Annotated in this window: 13 protein-coding genes and 3 tRNA genes; 7 read left to right on the plus strand and 9 right to left on the minus strand. The window is 64.0% G+C overall.

The genetic code is table 11. The annotated features are described in order from the left end of the window. Window positions 1-44 precede the first annotated feature (44 nt). Entirely contained in the window at window positions 45-1,241 is a 1,197-nt protein-coding gene (locus HMI58_RS00750; protein ID WP_171617819.1) for an acyl-CoA desaturase, read from the minus strand. Between the two features lie 13 nt (window positions 1,242-1,254). Then, complete coding sequence (locus HMI58_RS00755; RefSeq protein ID WP_171587165.1) at window positions 1,255-2,337, minus strand: ferredoxin reductase; 1,083 nt, start codon at window positions 2,335-2,337, stop codon at window positions 1,255-1,257. Window positions 2,338-2,442: 105 nt separating this feature from the next. On the opposite strand from HMI58_RS00755, the gene HMI58_RS00760 reads away from it, so the two are divergent. Both HMI58_RS00760 and HMI58_RS00765 read left to right on the plus strand, forming a co-directional pair. After that, entirely contained in the window at window positions 2,443-3,636 is a 1,194-nt protein-coding gene (locus HMI58_RS00760) for a helix-turn-helix domain-containing protein (protein ID WP_171617820.1), read from the plus strand. A gap of 143 nt (window positions 3,637-3,779) precedes the next feature. Next, on the plus strand, window positions 3,780-4,160 hold the full coding sequence (locus HMI58_RS00765) for a YtxH domain-containing protein (RefSeq protein WP_171587163.1): 381 nt from the start codon (window positions 3,780-3,782) through the stop codon (window positions 4,158-4,160). A 165-nt stretch (window positions 4,161-4,325) separates the two neighbouring features. Here HMI58_RS00765 and HMI58_RS00770 read toward each other — a convergent pair. The 3 genes from HMI58_RS00770 to HMI58_RS00780 form a co-directional block, all read right to left on the minus strand. Further along, window positions 4,326-4,401: transfer RNA gene (locus HMI58_RS00770), tRNA-Phe, on the minus strand. 56 nt (window positions 4,402-4,457) lie between these two features. Further along, window positions 4,458-4,531: transfer RNA gene (locus HMI58_RS00775), tRNA-Asp, on the minus strand. Window positions 4,532-4,619: 88 nt separating this feature from the next. Further along, a tRNA-Glu gene (locus HMI58_RS00780) sits at window positions 4,620-4,692 on the minus strand. Window positions 4,693-4,837: 145 nt separating this feature from the next. Between HMI58_RS00780 and HMI58_RS00785 the strand changes: the two genes are divergently transcribed. The 3 genes from HMI58_RS00785 to HMI58_RS14790 all read left to right on the plus strand — a co-directional run bounded on the left by HMI58_RS00785 (window position 4,838) and on the right by HMI58_RS14790 (window position 7,802). Next, a complete protein-coding gene (locus tag HMI58_RS00785) occupies window positions 4,838-5,197 on the plus strand; it encodes a metallopeptidase family protein (RefSeq protein WP_171587208.1) in 360 nt (119 codons plus the stop codon). Window positions 5,198-5,249: 52 nt separating this feature from the next. After that, the gene (locus HMI58_RS00790; protein ID WP_171617821.1) at window positions 5,250-6,170 is read left to right on the plus strand and encodes a cation diffusion facilitator family transporter; all 921 of its coding nucleotides are present in this window, start codon (window positions 5,250-5,252) and stop codon (window positions 6,168-6,170) included. 153 nt (window positions 6,171-6,323) lie between these two features. Next, window positions 6,324-7,802: an NlpC/P60 family protein gene (locus HMI58_RS14790; protein ID WP_318779099.1), complete on the plus strand. Its 1,479-nt coding sequence runs from the start codon at window positions 6,324-6,326 to the stop codon at window positions 7,800-7,802. Between the two features lie 19 nt (window positions 7,803-7,821). Here HMI58_RS14790 and HMI58_RS00800 read toward each other — a convergent pair whose 3' ends face one another. Continuing rightward, window positions 7,822-8,844 carry a universal stress protein gene (locus HMI58_RS00800; protein ID WP_171617822.1) on the minus strand — a complete coding sequence of 341 codons (1,023 nt, stop codon included), beginning with the start codon at window positions 8,842-8,844 and terminating at the stop codon, window positions 7,822-7,824. 267 nt (window positions 8,845-9,111) lie between these two features. Here HMI58_RS00800 and HMI58_RS00805 point away from each other — a divergent pair, with 267 nt between their 5' ends. Further along, window positions 9,112-9,747, plus strand: a complete 636-nt coding sequence (locus tag HMI58_RS00805; RefSeq protein ID WP_318779100.1) for an FAD-dependent monooxygenase — start codon at window positions 9,112-9,114, stop codon at window positions 9,745-9,747. A gap of 87 nt (window positions 9,748-9,834) precedes the next feature. Here HMI58_RS00805 and HMI58_RS00810 read toward each other — a convergent pair whose 3' ends face one another. Next, a complete protein-coding gene (locus HMI58_RS00810) occupies window positions 9,835-10,449 on the minus strand; it encodes a copper resistance CopC family protein (RefSeq protein WP_171617823.1) in 615 nt (204 codons plus the stop codon). A gap of 110 nt (window positions 10,450-10,559) precedes the next feature. On the opposite strand from HMI58_RS00810, the gene HMI58_RS00815 reads away from it, so the two are divergent. Further along, window positions 10,560-12,011 carry an NCS2 family permease gene (locus HMI58_RS00815; protein WP_171617824.1) on the plus strand — a complete coding sequence of 484 codons (1,452 nt, stop codon included), beginning with the start codon at window positions 10,560-10,562 and terminating at the stop codon, window positions 12,009-12,011. 15 nt (window positions 12,012-12,026) lie between these two features. Here HMI58_RS00815 and HMI58_RS00820 read toward each other — a convergent pair whose 3' ends face one another. Beyond that, window positions 12,027-12,821: a 3-hydroxybutyrate dehydrogenase gene (locus HMI58_RS00820; protein WP_171617825.1), complete on the minus strand. Its 795-nt coding sequence runs from the start codon at window positions 12,819-12,821 to the stop codon at window positions 12,027-12,029. After that, a complete protein-coding gene (locus HMI58_RS00825; protein WP_275690912.1) occupies window positions 12,821-14,221 on the minus strand; it encodes an MFS transporter in 1,401 nt (466 codons plus the stop codon). The genes HMI58_RS00820 and HMI58_RS00825 overlap by 1 nt, the downstream gene beginning before the upstream one ends. Window positions 14,222-14,370 lie beyond the last annotated feature (149 nt).

Below are 14,370 nucleotides of genomic sequence, written 5' to 3' on the forward strand. Positions count from 1 at the left end.
CGCCCCGGTCTTCTCCTTGACCGGGGCGCTTTCTGGGCGGCTGTCTAGCTGGCGCCCGCTGTTGCGGCTTTTTTCTTCAGCGAGAAGCGCCCGGTGTCGGGCAGCGCGAGCTTGAAGACCTTGGCCCAGGTGGACGCAACCTGCTTGGGCAGGGGGCCGGTGGTGTAGGGCAGGCCGTAGCGGTTACAGATTTCCTTGACCTTCACGGCGACCTCGGCGTAGCGGTTGGACGGCAGGTCGGGGAAGCAGTGGTGCTCCACCTGGTGCGACAGGTTCCCGGTCATCAGGTGCATGAATTTGGACCCGGAGATGTTGGCTGACCCAATCATCTGGCGGACGTACCAGTCCCCCCGGGTCTCGCCCTCGACCATTTCCTCGGTGAACGTGTCAGTACCTTCGGGGAAGTGCCCACAGAAAATCACCGCGTGCGCCCAGACGTTGCGGATAGCATTGGCGGCCAGCGTGCCGTACAGCGCCTGCTTGCCGGAGCCGGTCAGCATGGCGACTGCTGGGGTGGCCGCGTAATCCTTGGTGAACTGCTTGACAGCCTTCACGCCCACGGCCTTGAGGTCGCGGTTCATGTCCTCCTTGGACTTCAGCCCCTCCTTGTACTCGGGGATCTCCAGGTCGTACAGGGCAATCCCCCATTCGAAGACGGGCGCCAGGATGGCGTTGTACAGCGGGTTCCCCAGGTTGAAGGGGGTCCACGGCTGGTCAGCATCCATGCGCAGCAGGTTGTATCCGACGTCGCGGTCCTTGCCGACCACGTTGGTCCAGCGGTGGTGGAGGTCGTTGTGAGTGTGCTGCCAAGACCGGGCCGGGGTGACGAAGTCCCATTCCCAGGTGGTGGAGTGAATGTCGGGATCCCGCATCCAGTCCCACTGGCCGTGAAGCACGTTGTGCCCGATCTCCATGTTCTCGAGGATCTTGGCGACGCTCAGCATGGCGGTGCCAGCCACCCAGGCCGCCTTGTTGCGTCCCACCAGCAGAGCGGCGCGGCCGCCGATCTCCAGCCCGCGCTGCACCTTGATGACCCGGCGAATGTACGCGGCGTCGGTGGCTCCGCGCTTCGCGAGCACCTCGTCACGAACCGCATCCAGCTCACGGCCCAGCTCAGCGACCTGCTCATCAGACAGATGCGCTGCGGCCGGCGGCCGAACCAGGGGATGCCCAGTTGCGGCGAGCGCCCCGGGCCGGGTAACTGCAGGCTTGGTTTCGGTGCGTTCAGTCAGTGTGGTCATGCGGTGGTGCTCCTTAAAGGTCCAGATTGACGGGTCCGGCAGCTGCCGAGACACACGTCTGAATTAATTGGCCGGGTTCCCCGTGGACTTCCCCAGTGCGCAGATCACGAACCTGTCCGGCACGCAAGGGGGTGAGACAACTGTGGCAAATGCCCATGCGGCATCCGCTGGGCATGAGGACTCCGGCGTCTTCGCCGACGTCGAGAAGTGGGGTGTCGCCGTCGGCCTCGACTTCGCGGTCGGAGGCCTCGAACTGCACCAGCCCGCCGTCGTGCCCGTCGCCGCCCGCCAGGTTCGTGCTGAACCGCTCGATCGTGAGCGTGCTCCGTTCCGTGGCTGCGTGTTCCGCGGGCAATTCGGGCTGGGCAGCCCAGAGCGCCTCGGCGTCGTCCAGGAACCCTTCAGGACCACAGGCGTAGGCTGCCCGCTCGCGCCAGTCGGGGCAGAGCAACTCAAGATCGGCGTCGGACTGGAAGTCAAGCCTGCCCCGCTCGGCGGTAAACAGGTGGGTCACGCGCAGGTTGGAAAACTGGTCGGCCAGCTCGTTCAGTTCCTCGAGGAACAGGCTGTCCGCGGGCGTGCGGGCCGAGTGGATGAGGACGACGTCGGCATCCGGGCGGCGTGGCACGAGGGTGCGCACCATTGACATGACCGGGGTGATACCGCTGCCAGCGGTGAGCATCAGGAGTGGCCGGGGATGATCGGGAAGGACAAACTCACCTTGGGGGGGTGCGAGGAAGAGAACGTCACCGGGCTTGGTATTTCGCACCAGGACGCCAGATACCGCACCGGCGTCGGTCACCGTGATTGCGGGATCTTCTCCAGCCGCGGCACTGAGCGAATACGAGCGCCAGTGGCGAACGCCGTCGAGCTCAACGCCGATGCGTGCCCACTGGCCAGCCTGATGGGCCTTCCATCCCCACCCGGGGTGGAAGTGGATGGTGACCGAATCAGGGGTTTCGGACACCACTTTAGTGACCACACCGCGCAGCTGACGGCTCGAATACACCGGGTTGAAGAGAGCAAGAATGTCTTCAGCGGCGAGAGGAGTAGTCAGGACGGATGCGGCGCGTGCCAATCGACGGAGCCGGATCATGCTTCAAGTCTAGGATAAGCACCGCAACAGTTCTCCTAGCAGGGCATACGATTGACCTCTCGAAACTATCCCGTCGAAACAGTTCCTGAGGCACTTATGAGCTCCATGCCCCTAGATGACCCGGCCAACATCGCCCTGGATCCGCCCTGGCTGGCCCTGCCGGCGGAGATCAGCGGGCTGCTCCGGCCGATGATGCCGGGCGTCGTCGAAGCGATTATCGAGGCGGTGCCTCAGCTGGTTCCCACCTATGCGCGGCCCATCGAGGGTCGGTTCGGGCGGGGGCTACGCCGAGGAGTCGCCGTCGCACTGGAACGCTTCCTTCAACTTCCCGGCACCCGCCTGCCCGCCCTGTCGGAGGAGAGCAGGCAGCTGGTGGCTGGGCTGGGCAGTGGAGAATTTCGTCAGGGGCGAAGCATGGACGCGCTGCTCAGCGCCTACCGGATGGGTGCCCGGGTCACCTTCCGGGAGATGTCGAGGATCTCCATGAAGCAGGACCTCGGTCTCGATGTGGTGGTGAACCTGGGCGAGTCAATCCTTGCCTATATTGACGAGCTATCGGCGGTCAGCGCCGAGGCGTACGCATTCGAACAGTCCGAGCGTGCCGGTGCCGTTGACCGGCGGCGCACCGAACTCCTGGAACTGCTCCTCTCGGGCCAGGCGGATGAGGCGGCACTGCGGCAGGCGGCGTCGATTGCCGACTGGGCCCTTCCGACACAGTTGACGGTGGTCACCCTTCCCCTGGACCGTGCGGCGGGCTTACGGCGACAGCTGGACCCCGGGTCCCTCCTGGTCGAACGCGAAACGGATGCGGTGGTGCTGATCCCTACCCGGGACACCCCTTCAACGCGTAGGGCCCTCTCGAAGGCCCTGCAGGGACGATCTGCGGCTGTTGGACCCGCCGGGGGCTGGGAACGGGTGCCTGATTCTCTGCGGCTTGCGGTCTTGGCGGCAACGGTGTTCCCCCCGCGGGAAGGGCCAGCGGATCCGCCGGTCTGGGCTGATGAGCACCTCGCTCAGGTAATTCTTGGCGCGGAGCCCACCGCAATCACCGAACTTGCCCAGCGCCGCCTGGCCCCGTTGGACGGGTTCCGGCCGGCGCAGCGGGAGCGGCTGGTGCAGACACTCCTGTCCTGGTTGAAGCACTGGGGTCAGCGGGCTCCGATTGCTGCCGAACTGCAGATCCACCCCCAGACGGTGGGCTACAGGCTGACACAGCTACGGGAAGCGTTCGGCGAGGACCTGGAGAATCCCCAGGTCCGGTTCGAACTGCAGCTGGCCTTGAACGCGGGACGTCGCTGAGGTCAGAGGCAGGCCGTCGGCGGAGAACTGTCAGGAACGTCGGAAATAAACTAAGGTTACTTATGAGCTTGGTGGGTATCCGGCACCAAAACGGATCAATCAGCCTTCCACGACCCCTTGGACAATCAGACAGGAGCACCATTTTGAAGAACAAACTTGTATTCGCAGCAGGCATGGCCGCAGGCTATGTGCTCGGCTCGCGTGCCGGCAGGGAAAGCTATGAGCAGCTGAAGACCAAAGCAGACGAGCTGTGGAACAACCCGAAGGTACAGGAGACTGTCGCAGACACAACCTCGACCCTGAAGAACAAGATGCCCGAGGTGCAGGAGCAGGCCGGCGACGCCGTCAAGAAGGCCAAAGAGACTGTTACGGGCGCACTGCACCGCGGCGACAAGGCGGACGACGCCAAATCGTCATCGTCCACCGGTTCCGCGACGACGGGCCCCAGTGGCGGCAACCCAGCCAAGGTCGAGGAAACGCCGTTCCAGAACCAGGATGACGACACCCGCCCTGACACGGTCTAGGTAGACGCCATCTGAGCCGATTTACCGAATGCCCCGCGTCCCGCACTTCAGGGCCGCGGGGCATTTGTGTCTCTGCGCCCACAGGGCCTCCAGTGGCCTGATCCGGGCGGCCTCACCAACGAATGGTTAAAAAGAAAAAACCCCCGGCTGACCGGGGGTTTTAGCTGGTGGCTCCGACCGGCGTCGATCCGGTGACCTTTCGATTTTCAGTCGAACGCTCTACCAACTGAGCTACAGAGCCGTGCAACTATCCTACGACAGTCACCGCGGTCGACCAGTCGAAACTGGCAACCTGAGCGACCCTGACGGGACTTGAACCCGCGACCTCCGCCGTGACAGGGCGGCGCGCTAACCAACTGCGCTACAGGGCCTTGCATTTTTTACAAGAGCTTCAGCCTACCAGCATCTCAGCCGCTTCCTGACCGCCCTAGTGTTACCTAGAAACGAATTGCTCCTGCGTACCCCCAACGGGATTCGAACCCGTGCCGCCGCCGTGAAAGGGCGGTGTCCTAGGCCGCTAGACGATGGGGGCCTGGACCACACGAGGCAAGAAATTCTCCCCTGCTGTGGACCTATAAAACTATAGGGCCTGCGCGACGATTCCACAAAACGGCGGCCGCTACGGCCCGCGGCAGTCTGCTCATCACGGCGGTACAGTCGTGAGTGTGCCGATAGAGATGACCCTTGAAGACTTCGAGTCCGCCGTGGATGACGCGATCGACCAGATTCCCGAGGATCTGATGCGCACCATGAACAACGTCGCCATCTTTGTTCGGGAGGAGTACGAGCCCGGCCCCGGCGAAGACCCTGACACTGAGCTCCTGGGACTCTACGAGGGCACCCCCCTGACCGAACGCGACTCCTGGTGGGAGGCGGGCTCCCTGCCGGACAGCATCAGCATCTTCCGGCAGCCGCTGATGCGCCATTGTGAGACCCGCGAGGAACTCATCGAGGAGATCCTCATTACGGTCATTCACGAGGTGGCCCATCACTTCGGAATCGACGACGACAGGTTGCACGAACTGGGCTGGGGGTAGGGCCGGCTGCCGCGACTCGCCTGGCGGGTCTGCTCGGCGGATACTTGGGTACATGAACGCGCACGATCATGGGTTGCCGCAGGGCACCGCAACCAACAAGCATCGCCGGAAGTTGATACTTGTCGTGGCCATCACCTTGACGATCGTGGTCGTCCAGGTGCTGGGCGCGGTTCTTTCGGGTTCGCTGGCGCTGCTGGCCGATGCGGGTCACATGCTCTCGGACGCGGCGGGCGTCTCGATCGCCCTCTTCGCCGCCTGGATCGCCACGCGCCCCGCCACCCGGCGAAGCACCTATGGGTACCAACGGGCTGAGGTGCTCGCCGCGCTTGCAAACGCGATCATCCTGGTGGTGATCGCCGTTGTCATCCTGATCGAGGCGTTGCGGCGAATCTCCACCACTCCCGACATTCGTACCGACGTAATGATTGTGACAGCAGTGATCGGCGCGGCAGCCAACCTGGCCTGTCTCCTGATCCTGCGTGACGGACAGGCCGAAAGCCTGAACCTGCGGGGGGCCTACCTGGAGGTACTGGGTGACCTCCTGGGCTCGGTGGCGGTAATCGTGGCGGCAATAGTCATCGCAACTACCGGTTTTCTCCAGGCTGATGCCCTGGCCTCGATAGCCATAGCGCTGATGATCCTCCCCCGTGCGTGGAGCCTCCTCCGGGAAGTCATCAACGTACTGCTTGAAGCGGCACCCAAGGGTGTCGACTCTGAGATGATCCGCAGCCACATTCTGGGCGTCGATGGGGTGGTGGGGGTTCACGATATCCATGCCTGGACCATCACCTCGGGGGTCCCGGTCTTTTCAGCCCACGTGGTGGTTGATGGCGAAACCCTCAATGCAGAGGGAGTGGACCAGGTTCTCGACCGGCTGACCCACTGTCTTCGTAACCATTTCGATACCCGCCACTGCACCTTCCAGATCGAACCAGCCGAGCACGCAGTCCATGAAACCCGCCAACACGCCTGACAGGACGGGGATGCGCGCCACGCCGCGCCGATAAGGCGGGAAATGACACGAATGTCGTTTATGGTACTGGTGTGACCAATGTTGCTTAAGTGACATACGCCGCCCTATTCTCGTGACTGTTGTGTAACATGCCGCGCGAGGATACGAGGAATAGTGCAGTCATCTGGAAAGCGGCGTGTGCGCTCCCTGCAGGCGACTGGCGTCCTCGCGGCGACCGTCCTGCTGAGCAGTGTGTGCCTCGCCCCCGCCGTTGCCGCGCCCGCTGGGGATATCCCTTCCGCCGCGGAGGTAGCTGCCGCCCTGGCGAGCACAGCGGCGACCACCGCCCTGGTAACAGAGATCGAGGACACCCTCGCTGCAGCTACGGCTGATCTGCAGGATGCCCAGACCACGGCCATGGAATCTCAGGGCGCGTACGTCGACGCCCTCGCGGTCCTGGAGGAGCGTCGCGCCACAGCCGTTGCCACTACCGCACTTGCTGAAGAGGCGGCCGCCGGTCATGAGGCCGCGACAGCCGAGGTCGGCCAGCTGGCTGGCGACCTGTACCGGTCCGGGGGTGTTACCCCTGGCATGACAATGCTGCTGAGCAGCGACGACCCTGATGAGCTGATGTACCGGGCCTCCACCATGTACGGCCTGTCAGCCAATCGGGCCACCACGTTCACCAACGCACGGACGGCCGCGAACATCTGGGATGCCCTCCGCACTGGCGCTTCTGCTGCACGTGAGGCAGCAGCAGACGCCGCAGACGCGGCACGCTCTGCGGGAGTTGCAAACCAGCGCGCCACCGCGGCCGCGGAACGGTTGGTAGCCGAGCGGGAATCCGAACGGGCCATCCTGGTTCAGCAGCTTGCATCACTGCGCGACACCACAGCCGCCCTGGAGGAGCGCCGGATCTCCGGTCTCGAGGCCCAACAGCGCGAGCGCGACCTGGCCCGGATTATCGCCGAATCTGAGCGCGCTGCGGCGGCTGAGCTGGCCGCGGAGGAGTCAATTGAGGCCCAGCCGGCGGCACCCGCGGCAATCGTGCCCCCCACACCTGCCGCGGAAGAGCCAGCGCCGAGCACTCCCGCCCCCAACCGCCGGCCAGTGCCCACGCCTCCGGTCCAGGCCCCGGAGCCCACACCCGAGCCTTCGCACACTCCCGTGCCACGGCCGCCGGCACCCGCCCCGTCACCTCCTGCGCCAGAACCCACCCCGGCGCCAGCGCCGCCAGCACCAGCGCCGCCGGCACCCGCACCACCGCCTTCCGACGGTGTCGCTGTCTCAGCAGCCATCAGCTATGCCATGTCCAAGACTGGGTCTCCGCACTCTTACCAATGGGGTGGAACCGGGCCGCTCGGCTTCGACTGCTCTGGCCTGGTACAGCAAGCCTTCGCGTCCGGCGGCATCTCACTCCCACGGGTGGCAACCGCCCAGTACGCAGCCACCTCCAACCACGTCCCGCTGGCCCAGGCACAGCCAGGGGACCTGGTGTTCTGGGGGACACCGGGAAACTTCTATCACGTGGGTATCTACGTGGGGAACAACCGCGTGGTCAACGCCCTTAACGAGTCCCAGGGCATCCTGGTGACCGATCTGGCCCATATGGGCGGAATGCCGAACCTCTACCCACTGGTGGCCAGGTTCTAAAGCACCAGCTACCGATTGATCAGCTGGTAGGTACAACCATCGGTCCGAACTTTTCGCGGTCCTGGAGCCGGGGGTCATCACTGTCGGGGACAACCAGCACCGGTCCCTTGGCATGATGCAGTACTCCCTGACTAGTGGAGCCGAGCAGCATTCCCGCAAAGCCTCCGCGCCCTCGTGTGCCGACCACCAGCAACTCAGACGTCCGGGAGGATTCGATGAGCACCTCCACCGGCGGTCCATCGAGGAGGTCAACTGTGATCTCCAGGCCCGGGAAGTGGCTCTGGAGCCACTTCTTCCCGGCGTTCAGTTGAACCCGGATGTCAGCGTGCAGCGCCTCCCGGTCCAGAGGCGCCGGCACCCACGCCAGTGACCCGGTAAACGGCGGAAGTGAGCAGACCACCCGCAGCGGCATCCCCCGTGAGACCGCCTGTTCGGCTGCGGCCAGGGAGGCCATACGAGCCTGTTCCGAACCGTCAACGCCCACCACAACCACCTTCTCCACCTCGTCCGCGGTGGGGCCCGGCTCACCCTTCATCCGGGGCGGTTCCACGCCTGCCTCATGGAGGCGGCGGGCAGCGCACAGCGGAATCACTACAGTGGGGCACTTGGCATGTCCGGGGACCGCGCTGCTCACCGATCCCAGCAGCCGTCCGACAAAGCCGCCACGTCCCCGGGAGCCCACCACAATCAGCTCGGCTTCCTCGGAGAGCTCCAACAGCACCCCGGCGGCGTCGCCAGCTTCCACCCGGGGAACAACGTCGATGGGGTGCCCTTTGATGCGCTCGACGGCCTGGTAGACCACTGCTTCGGCACCCTCGCGGATGACGGCGTCATCGATGGTGGCGTATCCGGCATCCATGCTGGAGGCCGCGAACACCGGAACCGTGTAGGCCGTCACAACGCTCAGGCGGGTGCCCCTGCGCTCGGCCTCGTGGGCCGCCCAGACCAGTGCACACTGGCTCTGGTCGGACCCGTCCACGCCGACGACGATCCCGCTGCCGTAGCGACTGTTCACACCATTCTCAGACTGTGCCTTTTCCATGGCCACGCCTCCCTACGGTCACAAACTCCGGCGTCCAGTCGACAATCGCGAACCGCCGCCAAACTATTTCAAAGCCTACTCTCCCGCATAGGACTATTCACCGTGCCCAAAGTTATGTACGCTTCGAGAAATCGTTACTGGAATGAGCCACTTGTGGGTCGTCTGTAACGAAGTGCGCTTGGTTGACCCGTTCGCAGCCAAGTGTCCGCACGGCCCGGAAGAGGCGCCGGGCCGTGCGGAATTACACCATCCCCCGGAGGTCTACCTGTGAGTTCGCCGATGCCCGGAACCGTGGTCACACGCTCAGCCGTGCATGGCGGTGCGGAACTCACCACCACTGTGGTGATCGGCTCGGGACTTCCCGGTTTGGCGGTGGCCAGCGAGTTGAGCCGACGGGGCATCCACTCCATCGTGGTGGAGTGCCTGGACCCGGTGGACACCGGGCAGCTGTCCCGGACCGCGCTCACTGATTCGGTGTCCCTGTCGGAACGAACCGAGCTGCTTCGATTGCTGCGCGGGTATGCCAGCAGTCATTCATTGGATATCCGTCATAGCACCCTCGCCGAGAATCTATGCGTAGTGGGCCATTCGAAGCTATTGCCCGCCCCAATCCTGGGAGCCAAGAAGTGGGCAGTTCAAACCGACTGCGGCGTGCTGCTAGCCGACCATGTGGTCCTGACGAAGTACCCCCAAAACCAGCTCCGCCGGTTTCTGCTCTCCCTCGGACTCGCAGTTGGCCATGACCTGAAGTCGGCCACCCAGGCGATCGGCCTGCATCTGGTGGGTGTTGGCGAATTGCTGAGCCCCACCACCCGGGAAATTGTGCGGCAGGCGAAACTGGTCAGCAGTGCGATTGTTCAGCATCCACCGCTGTTCGTCCCTACCCGGGCCATCAGCGTCTAGTCAACGTCCCGACGTTGCCGGTAACACCGGGCCAAAGAAGGGTGGCGTTTTTCGAAGCGGATCGGCATACCGATCCCGATGAAAGTGCTAGGAATCAGATCCTTGCCGCAACCGCTTCCGTGCTGAGACTGCCAGGAAGACAGCAAGTCCGATCAGAACCACCACCATCACCACAATGCTCCACGGGAAATCGCCCTGCGCCGTCTGCTCGGCTTCCTCGATTTCGATGGGCCCCTGGGTGCCTACTGCGGCCGACGGGGATTGGGCTGTACCCGCAGCAGCAGCGGTGAAGGTGAAGGTGAAGGTGCCTTCAATGGGGTGCGAATCCGAGGAAACCACTCGCCAGTTCACCGTGTACTCTCCGGCCGGCGCTCCCGCGCGGAGCGGTTGGCTTGCCACCCGATCGACGATGGCGACGTCTCCGTCGGCCCAGTTGCCGCCTGTCTGGTCAAGGACTTCAACTTCCGAGCCGATCCCTGACGGTACGTTGGAAAAGGTCAGCTCAATCGCCTCGGGGAGCTGCTCAACGCTTGCTCCGTCCTCGGGGTTGCTGCCGACCAGCTCGTCGTGGGCGTTGGCAGTGGACGCGGAACCCAATGCTGTCATCAAGACCACCAGCAACATCGCGGCTAACAGGGCGGGCACCCTGACGAAGACATTGCTGGCTGCGGCCCGTGCAGAACGGGAGTTGGTGCTACTCATACGGCAACTCTACGTGCCGGTCCTGTCAGCTCGCTGGGAAGAAGCGGAAGACCGGCGAGCAGCAGATAGAATCAACCGGCAGACCTCCCCACTTCGTTCAAGGAATGACCATGCTCAAAAAGGGTTCCGTACTGGACCGCTATTTCGAAGTCTCCCAGCGAGGCAGCACCTACGCGCGGGAGATCCGCGGTGGGGTGGCCACTTTCTTCGCCATGAGCTACATCGTGGTCCTCAACCCGCTCATTCTGGCGGGAGCAGACTCCTCCGGTGCTGAACTGGGTTTCGAACGGGTTGCGGCAGTGACAGCGCTCGTAGCCGGAATCCTGACGATTGTGATGGGTGCATGGGCTAAGTATCCTTTCGCACTGGCTACCGGACTCGGTGTGAACGCCTTCGTCGCGATCACCGTGGCCACCAACCCTGAACTGACGTGGCCACAGGTTATGGGCCTGGTGATGCTTGCTGGGCTGACCATGTTGATTCTGGTCCTCACCGGCTTCCGGACCGCCGTTTTCAACGCCGTCCCCGAAAGCCTCAAGACCGCGATCGTGGTCGGCATCGGTTTGTTTATTGCCTTGATCGGCCTGGTCAATGCAGGGTTTGTCAGGAGGGTCCCCGACGACGCACAAACCACCGTCCCGGTGGGCCTGGGCTTCGAGGGAGCACTGCTCGGCTGGCCCACGCTCGTCTTCGTGTTCGGTCTGATCCTCACCATCGCCCTGGTGGTCCGGAAGGTCCGCGGCGGGATCCTGATTGGTGTGATTGCCTCCACCATCCTCGCCGTCATCATTGAAGCAGTCGCCAACGTGGGCCCAAGCGTCGGCCCCGACGGTGCTAACGCGCAGGGCTGGTCCCTGGTGGTACCCGAGATTCCGGCCGGATCGTGGGTGGGAGTTCCGGACCTGTCCCTGATCGGCAACGTGAGCCTGTTCGGCGCATTCGGCACGATCGGGGCTACCGCAGCACTGCTCCTGACCTTCACCATCCTGTTGAGCATCTTCTTCGACGCGATGGGCACCATGGTGGGGCTGGCCAACGAGGCGAAGCTGGTGGACAAGAAGGGGAACATCCCGGGCGTCAACAGGGTCCTCGTGGTCGACGCTCTTGGCGCCGTCGCCGGTGGCGCCGGGTCCGTGTCCTCCAACCAGATCTACGTCGAATCCGGCGCCGGGATCGGCGAGGGTGCGCGCACCGGCATTGCCAACATTGTCACGGGTATCCTGTTCCTGCTGGCGATGTTCTTTACCCCGCTGATCTCCCTGGTGCCGTTCGAGGCGGTGGCGCCCGCCCTCGTCGTGGTCGGGTTCATGATGGTGGCGCAGGTCGGCCGGATCGACTGGCAGGACTGGGGCGTCGCCATCCCGGCGTTCCTGACCTTCATCCTGATGCCGTTCACCTACTCGATCGCCAACGGACTGGGGGCCGGGTTCATCGCCTATGTCCTGGTACGCACCTTCCAGGGCCGGGCACGGGAGATCCACCCCCTGATGTGGGCTGTCGCTGGCGCGTTCGTCGTGTTCTTCGGGATTGGGCCGATTGAACTGGCGCTGGGCCTGCGCTAGCGCCAGTTCAATCGGTCAGCGGGCCGACCAGCCACCGTCCATCACATAGGACGAACCGGTCACCATGCCTGCCAGGTCGGAAGCCAGCCAGCACACGAGGCCTGCCACTTCCTCCGGCTCGACCATCCGTTTGATCGCGCTCTCCGTCAGCATGATGGTCGCGAGCACGTCCTCCTCGGAAATCCCATGCAGTCGCGCCTGGTCACTGATCTGATTCTCGACCAGCGGTGTGCGCACGTACCCGGGGTTCACACAGTTGCTCGTCACACCGTGCTCCCCGCCCTCGAGAGCTGTCACCTTGGACAGCCCCTCGAGGCCGTGCTTCGCGGAGACATACGCCGCCTTGAACGGTGAGGCCCGGAGCCCGTGGATGGAAGACACATTGATGATCCGTCCGAATCCCCTCTCGTACATCCCCGGCAGTGCCGCGCGGATCAGCAGGAAGGGTGCCTCCAGCATCAGGGTGTGAATGCGCCGGAAATCGGCTGGGTCAAACTTGTGGATCGGCTGTACGGACTGGATCCCCGCGTTGTTGACCAGGATGTCCACATCGAGGGAGAGGTCCTCCAGTTCCCGGGTGTGCAGCAGGTCCACCGTCCAGGCGTCACCGTCAACCTCACTCGCCAGGGTGGCCGCGCCATCGCCATCCCGGTCGGCCACCGTCACGAACGCACCCTGCGCGGCGAGGGCGCGCACTGTCGCAGCGCCGATACCGCTGGCACCGCCGGTCACCAGCGCCCGGCGCCCGGCAAGTGGCTGCCCGCTGGCGCTCCCCGATGCCCCCAGTTGCTGCGGGCGTGAGGCGACCATCAGCTGGCGCCCTGGGGTGCCGAGAGGCCATGCCGGTGCGCGTCTTCGGCGTCGACGTCGCGCAGGGAGATACCCCTGGTTTCGCGCAGGGTCACGACGGCGATTCCGGTGACCACGCAGGCGCCGAGGACGTACAGGGCAACCCCCACCCAGGAGCCGGTCTCCTGCAGGATGGCGGTCGCGATGATGGGCGCCATCGATCCGGCGATGATCGACGTCACCTGGTAACCCAGGGAGACGCCCGAGTACCGCATCCGGGTGGGGAACATTTCCGCCATGATCGCTGGTTGGCCCGCGTACATCAGGGCGTGGAAGCACAGACCGATGGTGACGGCCAGGATGATGATCACGGGGTTCTGGGTGTCGAACATCGGGAAGGCGAAGAACGCCCACGTCGCCCCAAGGATTGCTCCCGCCAGGTAGACAGGTTTCCGGCCGAACCGGTCGGACAACCGGCCCACCTGCGGGATCACCAGGAAGTGAACCACGTGGGCGATCAGAAGCGCGAGGAGGAGTTGGCTGGTGTCGTACTCGTGGACGGTCTTGAGGTAGACAATCGAGAAGCTGACGATGATGTAGTACAGGATGTTCTCGGCGAACCGCAGGCCCATGGCTCCGAGGATTCCTTTGGGGTATTTCTTCACTACCTCAAGGACCCCGTAGTTGATCGACTTCTCCCGCTCCACCTGCTCGCGGGCCTCAAGGAAGATCGGGGCTTCGCTGACGTGGGTCCGGATGTAGTAGCCAATCACCACGATGACTGCCGAGAGCCAGAACGCCACGCGCCAGCCCCAGGCGAGGAATTCGTCCTCCGGCAGAATGAAGGACATGGTCAGGAGCACTACCGTGGCGAGCAGGTTTCCCACCGGCACGGCCGCCTGTGGCCAGCTGGCCCAGAAGCCGCGGGACTTGTTGGGGCTGTGCTCGGCAACCAGCAGGACAGCTCCGCCCCACTCACCGCCGACCGCGAATCCCTGGATGAAGCGCAGGACCACCAGCAGGGCGGGCGCCCAGTAGCCGATGGTGTTGAAGCCCGGCAGGCAGCCCATCAGAAAGGTGGCGACACCCACCAGGATTATCGTCACCTGCAGGGTGTGTTTGCGGCCGAGCTTGTCCCCGATCTGGCCGAAGAAGATCCCGCCGAGCGGGCGGGCGATGAAGCCGACGGCGTAGGTCAGGAACGCGGCGATGATGCCGTCCAGCGGGGTGGCAGCGTTGGGGAAGAAGACGACGGCGAATACCAGGGTCGCTGCCGTGGCGTAGAGAAAGAATTCGTACCACTCGACAACGGTTCCCACCATTGAGGCGGCGACAACCTTCTTCAGGCCCGATTCGTCGGTTCGGTCGTGGCCGGTGGACCCTTGAGGCCCGGGCTGGGCGGAGCGTTGATTGACGCTCATGGCGTTCTCCTTCTGTGTCGACGGTGACACGATGCATACTGCGTGATGTTGTGACTGACGTCACCCCACGGACAACCTCATTGAGTATTGCTGCAGATTTGATGCAGATCAATGACCAAGATCGCACCAGAGAGGTGCAAAAATGCAGA

This window comes from Arthrobacter sp. 147(2020), assembly GCF_013116715.1.
In the GTDB taxonomy this organism is placed as follows: Bacteria; Actinomycetota; Actinomycetes; order Actinomycetales; family Micrococcaceae; genus Arthrobacter_D.

Bases quoted from the DNA above. Each gene is read 5' to 3' on its own strand.
- HMI58_RS00825 (WP_275690912.1), bottom strand. From the start codon at position 14,221: ATGAGCGTCAATCAACGCTCCGCCCAGCCCGGGCCTCAAGGGTCCACC.
- HMI58_RS00750 (WP_171617819.1), bottom strand. From the start codon at position 1,241: ATGACCACACTGACTGAACGCACCGAAACCAAGCCTGCAGTTACCCGG.
- HMI58_RS00790 (WP_171617821.1), top strand. From the start codon at position 5,250: ATGAACGCGCACGATCATGGGTTGCCGCAGGGCACCGCAACCAACAAG.
- HMI58_RS00800 (WP_171617822.1), bottom strand. From the start codon at position 8,844: ATGGAAAAGGCACAGTCTGAGAATGGTGTGAACAGTCGCTACGGCAGC.
- HMI58_RS00785 (WP_171587208.1), top strand. From the start codon at position 4,838: ATGACCCTTGAAGACTTCGAGTCCGCCGTGGATGACGCGATCGACCAG.
- HMI58_RS00760 (WP_171617820.1), top strand. From the start codon at position 2,443: ATGCCCCTAGATGACCCGGCCAACATCGCCCTGGATCCGCCCTGGCTG.
- HMI58_RS00815 (WP_171617824.1), top strand. From the start codon at position 10,560: ATGCTCAAAAAGGGTTCCGTACTGGACCGCTATTTCGAAGTCTCCCAG.
- HMI58_RS00755 (WP_171587165.1), bottom strand. From the start codon at position 2,337: ATGATCCGGCTCCGTCGATTGGCACGCGCCGCATCCGTCCTGACTACT.
- HMI58_RS00810 (WP_171617823.1), bottom strand. From the start codon at position 10,449: ATGAGTAGCACCAACTCCCGTTCTGCACGGGCCGCAGCCAGCAATGTC.
- HMI58_RS00820 (WP_171617825.1), bottom strand. From the start codon at position 12,821: ATGGTCGCCTCACGCCCGCAGCAACTGGGGGCATCGGGGAGCGCCAGC.